10 protein-coding genes are annotated in these 10,156 nt (G+C 63.8%); 7 read left to right on the forward strand and 3 right to left on the reverse strand.

All coding sequences use genetic code 11. From position 1 onward, the window contains the following. Positions 1–96: 96 nt before the first annotated feature. The 3 genes from RR928_RS22595 to RR928_RS22605 all read right to left on the reverse strand — a co-directional run bounded on the left by RR928_RS22595 (position 97) and on the right by RR928_RS22605 (position 3,217). On the reverse strand, positions 97–549 hold the full coding sequence (locus RR928_RS22595; protein ID WP_332540286.1) for a response regulator: 453 nt from the start codon (positions 547–549) through the stop codon (positions 97–99). Positions 550–566: 17 nt separating this feature from the next. Next, the gene (locus tag RR928_RS22600) at positions 567–1,955 is read right to left on the reverse strand and encodes an RAD55 family ATPase (RefSeq protein ID WP_442881559.1); all 1,389 of its coding nucleotides are present in this window, start codon (positions 1,953–1,955) and stop codon (positions 567–569) included. Between the two features lie 182 nt (positions 1,956–2,137). Then, a complete protein-coding gene (locus RR928_RS22605; protein WP_332540285.1) occupies positions 2,138–3,217 on the reverse strand; it encodes an MBL fold metallo-hydrolase in 1,080 nt (359 codons plus the stop codon). A gap of 107 nt (positions 3,218–3,324) precedes the next feature. Here RR928_RS22605 and RR928_RS22610 point away from each other — a divergent pair, with 107 nt between their 5' ends. The 7 genes from RR928_RS22610 to RR928_RS22640 are packed head-to-tail and all read left to right on the forward strand — an operon-like array spanning position 3,325 to position 10,151. Then, the gene (locus RR928_RS22610) at positions 3,325–3,720 is read left to right on the forward strand and encodes a MerR family transcriptional regulator (RefSeq protein WP_332540284.1); all 396 of its coding nucleotides are present in this window, start codon (positions 3,325–3,327) and stop codon (positions 3,718–3,720) included. Positions 3,721–3,775: 55 nt separating this feature from the next. Continuing rightward, positions 3,776–4,957, forward strand: coding sequence for an isovaleryl-CoA dehydrogenase (locus RR928_RS22615; RefSeq protein WP_332549694.1), 1,182 nt, complete (start codon positions 3,776–3,778; stop codon positions 4,955–4,957). Between the two features lie 38 nt (positions 4,958–4,995). Then, positions 4,996–5,658, forward strand: a complete 663-nt coding sequence (gene can / locus RR928_RS22620; RefSeq protein WP_332540184.1) for a carbonate dehydratase — start codon at positions 4,996–4,998, stop codon at positions 5,656–5,658. A 44-nt stretch (positions 5,659–5,702) separates the two neighbouring features. Continuing rightward, positions 5,703–7,532, forward strand: a complete 1,830-nt coding sequence (gene aceK, locus RR928_RS22625) for a bifunctional isocitrate dehydrogenase kinase/phosphatase (RefSeq protein ID WP_332540183.1) — start codon at positions 5,703–5,705, stop codon at positions 7,530–7,532. 45 nt (positions 7,533–7,577) lie between these two features. Next, entirely contained in the window at positions 7,578–8,759 is a 1,182-nt protein-coding gene (locus RR928_RS22630) for an acetyl-CoA C-acyltransferase (protein WP_332540182.1), read from the forward strand. Positions 8,760–8,809: 50 nt separating this feature from the next. Then, positions 8,810–9,451: an MSMEG_1061 family FMN-dependent PPOX-type flavoprotein gene (locus RR928_RS22635; protein ID WP_332540181.1), complete on the forward strand. Its 642-nt coding sequence runs from the start codon at positions 8,810–8,812 to the stop codon at positions 9,449–9,451. A 28-nt stretch (positions 9,452–9,479) separates the two neighbouring features. Continuing rightward, entirely contained in the window at positions 9,480–10,151 is a 672-nt protein-coding gene (locus tag RR928_RS22640; protein WP_332549695.1) for an SDR family oxidoreductase, read from the forward strand. Positions 10,152–10,156: the final 5 nt, after the last annotated feature.

Below are 10,156 nucleotides of genomic sequence, written 5' to 3' on the forward strand. Positions count from 1 at the left end.
CAAAATCCGGACTTCCATGAAGACAAAAAAAGAGAGCGCTGCGCGCTCTCTTTTTGCGTTGAACCTACAGCAGGCTTAGGGAGGGCGGTGGCGGCCTCAATCGCGGCTGGGTATGTGTATGCCCTTGAGCAGATGGCGCATGGACTCTTCCACCTGGCCATTGGCGGCCGCGGGCCGAGCCATCTTGCCCTCGGCAATCAGGCGCTTGACGACCCGCAGCAGCGAGTCAAATTCTATGGGTTTGACCATGAAGGCATCGTAGCCGCCGAACACGCGTCGCACCACATCCTGGCTGGTCGCGCTCATGAAGATGAAGGGAATCTGGCTCAGTGCCGGGTCCTGGCTCAAGGCCTGGCCAAACTCGCCGCCATTCATGACGGGCATCATGAAGTCCGACAGTATCAATGCGGGTTTTTCGCTGGTTCTCAGGATGTCCAGCGCTTGCTGGCCATTGGAGGCAAGTGCAACCCTGTAGCCTTCCGCTTCGAGCAAAAGCTGCAATATCTCGGCATTGCCATATTCGTCTTCGACGATCAGAATCATTTTCATCGAGACAGTCCTTGTTCTTAGGGAGTGAGAGCCTGACCTGCATCGGGGCGAGAAACGAAGATGTTCACTGAAGCCTGGGAGGCCGCGCCGCCCCGCACCTTGGCAATCGTGAGAAGGCGTTGGTCGACTTGGCGGTCGCAGGCGGCTGCGGGAGCGAAAGTGAAGACATTGTCGAACCAGCCTGTCACGCCATCGGCCAGCGGCGTTCCTGCCGCAACCGCCAGCGCGTGGGGATCGACCGTGAACAGCGAAGTCACACCGCGCCGACGCAATTCCACCAGCAGGCGACCGAGGAAACGGTAGCCACGCTCCGGAAACGCCAAAGTGTCGGCCAATCCTGCAAGACCGTCCACAACCAGCCGGCGGATCTTCAGTTCATCCACCAAGCGCAGCAGTTTGTGGCCCATTTCATCCATTGATTCGTCCTCTTGCCCCAAATTCTTGATCACCAATGCACCAGAGACCACGGCTTCTTCGGTTCCCAGGCCGAGTCGAGTCCCGAGCCGACGCAAATCACCGCTGAATTCCATGCTGGAAAGTATCAGCCCTGGAGCATCAGCGGTGGATGCCGCGGCAAAAGCCAGCGCAAAAGTGGTCTTGCCTGTGCCAGTGTGCCCTATTACCGCCGAGGCACTGCCGCAGGAAAGGCCGTTGCCGTGCAGGACATCGTCGATAGCGCGCAATCCGGTCGACAGCATGCTGCTGCCCAGCTTCACATTGCCGTCGCCCAGCGGCAGGCTTTCCAGCCGCGGGAAGAACTGCAGGCCCTGGGTCGAGATGCAAAAGGTATGCTGGCCGCGGATGATCTGGCTGCCGCGGAATTTGCGCACCTGCAGCCGGCGCTCCGCGCGCCAGTGAAAGCCGTGGTCCTCGAAGGCGAAGATGCCGTCGACCATGGTCTGTTCTGCGCTCAGTGCATTGCCGTGGCCGCTGGTGAGCACAAGACAGGTGCAGGACATGGCGCTCACCAGGCTCTGGAGTTCGTGCACGAACTGGCGCACCGCATCGTTGGTCATTGAACCAAGGCTGCCGACCACCAGCCCATCGATGACCAGCAGCGATGCACGGTGACGCACCAGTTCGCCGCGCAGCAGGCGCACCACGGCTTTGAGCCCGCCGAGTTCCAGCTCGCGGTAGCCGCTGACATAGAACACGGTGGCGCTGACTTCCTGCTGGTCAAAGAAGATCTGCTGCTCCATGTGCTGCAGCATGCGTGAATGCGATTCCGCCAGCATGGTCACGTACAGCGTGCGGCTTTCGCGCCTGGCAAGGGTGTACGCAATCTGATTGGCCAGGGTTGTCTTGCCTACGCCGGGCGGCCCCTCGAAAATGTAGACTCCACCCTCGAACAACCCGCCGTTGAGGATCTCGTCGAGGCCTTCGACAAGGGTTGGCAATCTTTTCATTTTTGTGGACGCTATAGAGATCGAATGGTGTGGACAGCCATTGGCACCACGGAAGTTTTCGATTCTAGGGGAGGCGTGGCATGGCGCGCGGCGTCGCCTGGCCGTATGCGCCGGTATGCTGCGCGTTCATGCGCAGATTGTTCCGACGGCTGCCGAAGGGATGCGGCGGTGAGCCGCTTTCCTTATGCCGTCACTGCAGTGAACTTGCAGCAGTCACCGTTGTCATGGCGCGCTATTTCGCCGCGGCGCCACAGATAGTTCAGATGGGCCAGCGCTTCGCCCAGCGCAAATGTCTGCTCATGCGGGTTGAGGGGGCGGCGGAACATGGCCTGCATCACCTTGGCGGCATTGGTTGGGCCCAGCGCGCAGGCGGCGCGCACTTCATCGAGGCGTTCTGCGTGGTGGTCTTGCAGCTGGCGGATGCGCGTATGCAGGCCCTGAAAAGGCTTGCCATGCGAGGGCAGCACCAGCGTGTCTTCGGGCAGCGGAAGATAGCGTTGCAGCGAATCGAGGAACCAGCCCAGCGGGTCGCCCTGGGGTTCGTTGGCGTGCACGCTCACATTGGTCGAGATGCGCGGCAGCACCATGTCGCCGCTGATCAGCAACTGCAGCTCGGCGCAGTACAGCGCCATGTGCTCGGGCGCATGGCCGTAGCCGGCAATGCACTCCCAGGTCTGCGCCCCTATCTGGATGCGGTCGTGGTCCATCAGGCGGCGAAAGCTGTCAGGGAGGTCGGGAACAAGCTGCGGGTAGTAGGCCGTGCGCTGCAGCACATGCTGCAGGAACTCGGGGTCGTCAAGGCCATGGCGCTGATAGAACGCCGCGTAGCGCGCGCCGCCTTCGAGATTGTGGCTCGCGGGCGGCTTGCAGGCGACCAGCGCCACATGGTAGTCGGTGGCGCTGATCCACAAAGGGGCTTGCCAGCGGCTGCAGAGCCAGTGGGCCAGGCCGATGTGGTCGGGATGCATATGGGTGACCAGCACGCGCACGATGGGCAGGCCTTCGAGCTGTTCGGCGAAGATCTGTTCCCATTGCGCGCGGCTGCTGTCGCTGGCCACGCAGCAGTCGATCACGGTCCAGCCTTCGCGCGCTCCCGCGCCGTCGTCGAAGCTGTCGCGCAGCAGCCAGAGGTTGATGTGGTTGAGCGCGAACGGCAAACCCATTCGTATCCATTTGACGCCTGGCGCGACTTCCAGACAGCTCCCCGCTTGAGGCATCGCATCCGCGAGGGGGTAGTGGATTTCGTGTTCAAGCAGGTTCATGGCGCGGACCTAGAGTTATGTTAACGTTGACGTAAACGTCACATTTTGCATTCTAGAGATTCGCGCCAAGATGCATGTCACTTGCGCGGCTCTCTTCAGATCTCCGTATGCCCATCACCTACACCATCAGCGACCTGGCCAAAGAGTTCGACCTGACCACACGCGCCATGCGCTTCTATGAAGACATGGGGCTGCTGCAGCCCGAAAGAACCGGCCCCGCGGGGCGCAACCGCATCTACAGCGCGCGCGACCGCACGCGCCTGCGGCTGACGCTGCGCGCCAAGCGGCTGGGGCTGTCGCTCAGCGAAGCCAAGGACATCATCGACGTGTACGACAGCCCGCGCGACACCGGAGCGCAATTGCGCAAGTTTCTCGAAGTGCTGGGCCAGCACCGCCAGCAGCTCGAGGACCGCATGGCCGATCTGCAGATGAACCTGGACGAAGTGCGCGAGCATGAAAACGAGGCACGTCAGCTTTTGGACAAGGTGGATGGGCAAAAATAATTCATAATTGACGTTTACGTAAACGTAATCAAAACAAACCGACAGGAGACAAGCCATGACCGACCTTCCAGGACTCAACTTCCAGCTGGGCGAAGACATCGATGCGCTGCGTGATGCCGTGCGCGAGTTCGCGCAAAGCGAAATCGCTCCGCGCGCTGCCGAGATCGATCGCAACGACCAGTTCCCCATGGACCTGTGGGAGAAGATGGGCGCGTTGGGCGTGCTGGGCATTACCGTGCCCGAGGCCTGGGGCGGTGCGCAGATGGGCTACCTCGCGCACATGGTGGCGATGGAGGAGATTTCGCGCGCCAGCGCTTCGGTCGGTCTGTCGTATGGCGCGCACAGCAATCTGTGCGTGAACCAGATCAACCGCAACGGCAGCGAAGAGCAAAAGCGCAAGTACCTGCCCAAGCTGATCAGCGGCGAGCATGTGGGCGCGCTGGCGATGAGCGAGCCGGGCGCAGGCTCGGACGTGATCAGCATGAAGCTCAAGGCCGAGGACAAGGGCGGCTACTACCTGCTCAACGGCAGCAAGATGTGGATCACCAACGGCCCCGACGCCGACACGCTGGTGGTCTATGCCAAGACCGAGCCGCAGATGGGCGCACGCGGCGTGACGGCCTTCCTGATCGAAAAAGGCATGGCCGGCTTCTCCGTGGCGCAGAAGCTCGACAAGCTGGGCATGCGCGGCAGCCATACCGGCGAGCTGGTGTTCGAGAACGTCGAAGTGCCGGCGCAGAACGTGCTTGGCGGGCTGAACAACGGCGCCAAGGTGCTGATGAGCGGGCTCGACTACGAGCGCGCGGTGCTGACCGGCGGGCCGCTGGGCATCATGCAGTCGGTGATGGATTCGGTCGTGCCGTATATCCATGATCGCAAGCAGTTCGGCCAGAGCATTGGCGAGTTCCAGCTGATCCAGGGCAAGGTCGCGGACATGTACACCGTGCTGCAGGCCGGACGTTCCTTTGCCTATACGGTCGCTAAAAACCTCGATCTGCTGGGAACGGAGCATGTTCGCCAGGTGCGCAAGGACTGCGCGAGCGTGATCCTGTGGTGTGCGGAGAAGGCCACCTGGATGGCCGGCGAAGGCGTGCAAATCTATGGCGGCAATGGGTATATCAACGACTACCCCCTTGGCCGTCTCTGGAGGGATGCGAAACTCTATGAAATCGGCGCGGGAACCAGTGAAATCCGCCGCATGCTCATTGGCCGAGAACTGTTTGCCGAGACCTGCTGAGCGGCCCGCGCCTGTCTTTTGATTACCAGGAATTCCACATGACGACCACTTCCATCGATGAACTCTTCGCTCACAACCGCGCATGGGCTGCCCAGGTGGAGCATGACCGACCCGGGTTTTTCACGGGGTTGATGTCGCAGCAGAAGCCGCGCTACATGTGGATCGGCTGCTCCGACAGCCGCGTGCCCGCCAACCAGATCACGGGTCTGGAGCCGGGCGAGATCTTCGTGCACCGCAATGTCGCCAACGTGGTCGTGCCCAGCGATCTCAACTGCCTGTCGACCATCCAGTACGCGGTCGACCAGCTGCATGTCGAACACCTGATGGTGGTCGGCCACTACGGCTGCGGCGGCGTGCTGGCCGCGCTCAACGACCTGCGCATGGGCCTGGTCGACAACTGGATCCGCCATGTGAAGGATGTGCGCGACAAGCACCGCGAACTGCTGGAGTCGCTGCCCGTGGCCTGGCGCCACGACGCGCTGTGCGAGCTCAATTCCATCGAGCAGGTGATGAACATCTCGCAGAGCACGGTGATGCAGGACGCCTGGGCACGCGGCCAGAAGGTCACGCTGCACGGCTGGTGCTATGGCCTCAAGGACGGCCTGATCAACAACCTGCAGATGACACTGCCGGGTGTCGAAGGCGCCGACAAGGCCTACAAGCAGGCCGTGGCGTACGTCGCCAGCCGCGAACGCAGCTGACGCGCGGCGACCCGGTACGGCCCGACTCCTCCAGGCACGGCGTGATGTTTCCCCAGCGTCTCGATGCGCCGCAGGCCTATGACATCGCCAAGGCGATGATGGATGGCTTCAACCGCCACTACCGGCTGTTCCGCTCCGAGTCGGCGCGCGCCAAGCACCGTTTCGAAACCGCTGACTGGCATGGCCAGCAGCGCGCGCAGCGCGAGCGCATCGCGTTCTACGACCTGCGCGTCAAGGAATGCACGCGGCGCCTGGAAAAGGAATTCGCCGCCGGCGGATTGCCGATGGCGGTATGGCAGCAGGTCAAGCTGCATTACATCGGCCTGCTCGTGAACCATTTCCAGCCCGAGCTGGCCGAGACCTTCTTCAATTCGGTCACGACCAAGATCCTGCACCGCACGCATTTCCACAACGATTTCATTTTCGTGCGGCCCGCGGTCAGCACGGAATACATAGAGAACGACGACCCGGCCGCGCGGCCCACCTACCGCGCCTACTACCCCGCGCGCGCGCCCGCGCCACAGTCGCTGCGCGCGACGCTGCGGCAGATCGTTGAAGACTTCGGTCTGCAGCGCGCGTTCGAGGATCTGCCGCGCGATCTGGCGGCGGTCGAGCAGGCGATCCTTGATCAAGGGGTTCTGGAAAAGCAGCGCACCAATTTCCAGATCCAGGTGCTGTCGAGCCTGTTCTTCCGCAACAAGGGCGCCTATTTGGTCGCCAAGCTGATCAACGGCTTCACCGAACTGCCGCTGGTGCTGCCGCTGCTGCACGGGCCGCGCGGCGGTCTGGTGATCGATGCCGCGCTGTTCGGCGAAGACGATCTGCAGGCACTGTTCAGCTTTGCGCGCGCCTATTTCATGGTCGACATGGAAATTCCCAGCGGCTATGTGCAGTTCCTGCGCAGCCTGATGCCGGGCAAGCCGCGCGCCGAGCTCTATACCGCGCTGGGCCTGGCCAAGCAGGGCAAGACGCTGTTCTACCGCGACTTCCTGCACCACCTGCGCTATTCGAGCGACGCGTTTCGCATCGCGCCTGGCATCAAGGGCATGGTGATGCTGGTGTTCGACCTGCCGAGCTTTCCCTATGTGTTCAAGCTGATCAAGGACTACTACCCGCCGCAGAAGGACACGACGCGCGAACAGGTCAAGGCCAAGTACCAACTGGTCAAGCAGCACGACCGCGTCGGCCGCATGGCCGATACGCTGGAGTACAGCCTGGTGGCGTTTCCACGCGAGCGCTTCGATGACGCGCTGATCGCCGAGATAGAGAAGTTCGCTCCCAGCCAGCTCGAGATCAGCGACCGCGACGGCGACGGTCGCACCGAGGTCATCATCAGCCACCTCTATATCGAGCGGCGCATGATTCCCCTGAACCTCTACCTGCAGGAAGCGCTCGAGGCCGGGCCGGGCGACGCACGCGCCCAGGCGCAGCTCGCGCGCAGCGTGGTCGAGTACGGCAATGCAATCAAGGACCTGGTGGCGGCGAACATCTTTCCGGGCGACATGCTGTGGAAGAACTTCGGCGTGACGCGCAACGGCAAGGTGGTGTTCTATGACTACGACGAGATCGAGTACCTCACGGACTGCAACTTCCGCGCCGTGCCCGCGCCGCGCAACGAGGAAGACGAGATGAGCGGCGAGATCTGGTACGCGGTCGGCCCGCGCGATGTGTTTCCGCAGAGCTTCGCGCCTTTCCTGCTGGGCCATCCCGCGGTGCGCGAGGTTTTTCTGCAGCACCATGCCGACCTGCTCGAGCCCGCGTTCTGGCAGGGCCACCAGCAGCGCATACGCGCCGGCCATGTGCACGATGTTTTTCCGTACGAGCGCGAACGGCGTTTCGTGCGGACTGCGACCGATGACCCGAACGCGCACTGAGCGCCGGGCCTTTCTTCCCATTTCAAACCAACTGGAGACAAAAGAATGACCGAAGCCATTGTGATCGTGGGCGCAGCCCGCACCCCCATGGGCGCCTTCCAGGGCGACTTCAGCGAACTCGCGGCCCATGATCTGGGCGGCGCCGCGATCCGCGCGGCCGTGGAGCGTGCGGGCATCGCGCCCGAGAAAGTCGACGAAGTGCTGTTCGGCAACTGCCTGATGGCCGGCCAGGGCCAGGCGCCCGCGCGCCAGGCCGGGTTCAAGGGCGGCCTGCCGCAGAGCACGGGCGCGGTGACGCTGTCGAAGATGTGCGGCGCGGGCATGGAGGCGACGCTGCTGGCGCATGACCAACTGGTCGCGGGCAGCCGCGACGTGATGGTTGCCGGCGGCATGGAAAGCATGACCAACGCGCCTTATCTGCTCAAGAAGGGCCGCGGCGGCTACCGCATGGGCCACGACAAGATTTTCGACCACATGATGCTCGACGGCCTCGAGGACGCGTATGAGGCCGGCCGTTCCATGGGAACGTTCGGCGAAGACTGCGCGGCCAAGTACCAGTTCACGCGCGAGCAGCAGGACGCGTTTGCCACGGCCAGCGTGCAGCGCGCCCAGGCCGCGACGCAAAGCGGGGCATTCACGGCCGAGATCACGCCGGTGACGGTGTCCACGCGCAAGGGCGACGTGGTGGTGAGCGTCGACGAAGGCCCGGCCAAGGCGCGGCTCGACAAGATCGCCAGCCTCAAGCCGGCGTTCAAGAAGGACGGCACGATCACCGCGGCGTCGAGCTCGAGCATCAACGACGGCGCCGCCGCGCTGGTGCTGATGCGCGAATCGACAGCCAAGGAGCTGGGCTGCAAGCCGCTGGCGCGCATCGTTGCGCACGCGAGCTTTGCCCAGGCCCCCGAATGGTTCACCACGGCTCCCGTGGGCGCGACGCAGAAGGCGCTGAAGAAGGCCGGCTGGAGCGTGGCCGATGTCGATCTGTGGGAAATCAACGAAGCGTTCGCGGTCGTGCCGCTGGCGCTGATGACCGAGCTGGGCGTGTCGCACGACATCGTCAACGTGAATGGCGGCGCCTGCGCGCTGGGCCACCCCATCGGTGCCAGCGGCGCGCGCATTCTTGTCACGCTGCTGCATGCGCTGCAGGCCCGCGGCAAGAAGCGCGGCCTGGCCACGCTGTGCATTGGCGGCGGCGAGGCCACGGCCATGGCGATCGAGTTGGTTTAAGCTGCCTGACGGCCCGACCACCGCGGGCGGCATCAGAGAAGGGAATCACCGTGATCACCAACGAGGAGCAGCTGCGAACGCTTTACGAAGCGCCCGCGGAGCGGGCCTTGCTCAAGCAGCAGGTGGACCTGGACCGCTACTGCCTGCGTTTCCTGGCGCTGTCGCCGCTGTGCATAGTCTCGACCGCGGGCCCTGCGGGCGCGCTGCTCGATGCCTCGCCGCGCGGCGGCCGCCCGGGCTTCGTCAAGGCGCCCGACAAGAACACGCTGCTGCTGCCCGACGTGGGCGGCAACAACCGGCTCGACAGCATGAGCAATCTGCTGCACGACCCGCGCATAGGGCTGCTGTTTCTCATTCCCGGCTTCGACGAGACGCTGCGCGTCAACGGCACGGCGCGGCTGCGCGACGAAGCGCACTACACGGCCTTGTTCCGCGCAGACAACCCGCGCATCCGGCTGGTGATCGAAGTGACGGTGCACGAAGCCTATCTGCATTGCGCGAAAGCGCTGATGCGTGCGCGGCTGTGGAAGCCCGAGGCCCAGGTGCCGCGCTCGACCATGCCCGGCATGAATCAGATCGTGCATGCGCAGATCGGCCTGCAGGCACCGGCCGAACCGCACGAAGTGATGGTGGCGCGCTATGCGCATCTGATCGCGCAGGAGCAGGGCGTGGCGCCGACGGGCGACGCCTAGCAGCGTAGACGTTTTTAAAGGAGGCGCAATGGCGCAGGTATTGGTGATCGGAGCGTCGCGCGGCATTGGCCGCGAGCTGGCGCAGCAGTACATTGACAACGGCGATCGCGTGATCGCGACGGTGCGCCGCGCCGAGGACCGCGAGGCGCTGCTGGCGCAGGGCGCGTCGGCCGTGCATCTGATCGATGTGGCCCAGCCGCAGTCGGTCAGCGGCCTGGCCTGGCTGCTCGACGGCGAGAAATTCGACTATGCGTGGTATGTGGCCGGCGTGCTCGACCATCTGCACACGACCACGCCGCCCACGCAGCAGGAGTTCGACCGCGTGATGCACACCAATCTGCTGGGCGCGATGCAGGCCCTGCCCCAGGTCGCACCCATGGTGCAGGCCGCGGGCGGCAAGTTCGCTTTCATTTCGAGCAGCATGGCGCAGATCGGCCATGTCGATGACGACCATTCGTGGCTCTATCGCTGCAGCAAGGCCGCGCTGAACATGGCGGTGGCGACGGCCCAGCATGGCTGGCCCGGCGTGCTGCTGCTGACCATGGACCCGGGCTGGGTGCGCACCGAGATGGGTGGCAGCGTGGCACCGCTGTCGGTCGAGGAAAGCGTGCAGGGAATGCGCGCGACGCTCGCCGGAGCGCAGGCGGCCGATGCGGGCAAGCTGCTGCACCACGACGGCCGCCGAGCCGACAGCTGGTAGCGCGG

The organism is Comamonas sp. (genome assembly GCF_036666375.1).
Lineage (GTDB): Bacteria > Pseudomonadota > Gammaproteobacteria > Burkholderiales > Burkholderiaceae_C > Comamonas.

What these genes read in the sequence shown, in the direction of transcription:
- RR928_RS22605 (WP_332540285.1), bottom strand. Translation starts at nt 3,217, where the DNA reads ATGAACCTGCTTGAACACGAAATCCACTACCCCCTCGCGGATGCGATG.
- aceK (WP_332540183.1), top strand. Translation starts at nt 5,703, where the DNA reads ATGTTTCCCCAGCGTCTCGATGCGCCGCAGGCCTATGACATCGCCAAG.
- RR928_RS22610 (WP_332540284.1), top strand. Translation starts at nt 3,325, where the DNA reads ATGCCCATCACCTACACCATCAGCGACCTGGCCAAAGAGTTCGACCTG.
- RR928_RS22600 (WP_442881559.1), bottom strand. Translation starts at nt 1,955, where the DNA reads ATGAAAAGATTGCCAACCCTTGTCGAAGGCCTCGACGAGATCCTCAAC.
- can (WP_332540184.1), top strand. Translation starts at nt 4,996, where the DNA reads ATGACGACCACTTCCATCGATGAACTCTTCGCTCACAACCGCGCATGG.
- RR928_RS22630 (WP_332540182.1), top strand. Translation starts at nt 7,578, where the DNA reads ATGACCGAAGCCATTGTGATCGTGGGCGCAGCCCGCACCCCCATGGGC.
- RR928_RS22615 (WP_332549694.1), top strand. Translation starts at nt 3,776, where the DNA reads ATGACCGACCTTCCAGGACTCAACTTCCAGCTGGGCGAAGACATCGAT.
- RR928_RS22640 (WP_332549695.1), top strand. Translation starts at nt 9,480, where the DNA reads ATGGCGCAGGTATTGGTGATCGGAGCGTCGCGCGGCATTGGCCGCGAG.
- RR928_RS22595 (WP_332540286.1), bottom strand. Translation starts at nt 549, where the DNA reads ATGAAAATGATTCTGATCGTCGAAGACGAATATGGCAATGCCGAGATA.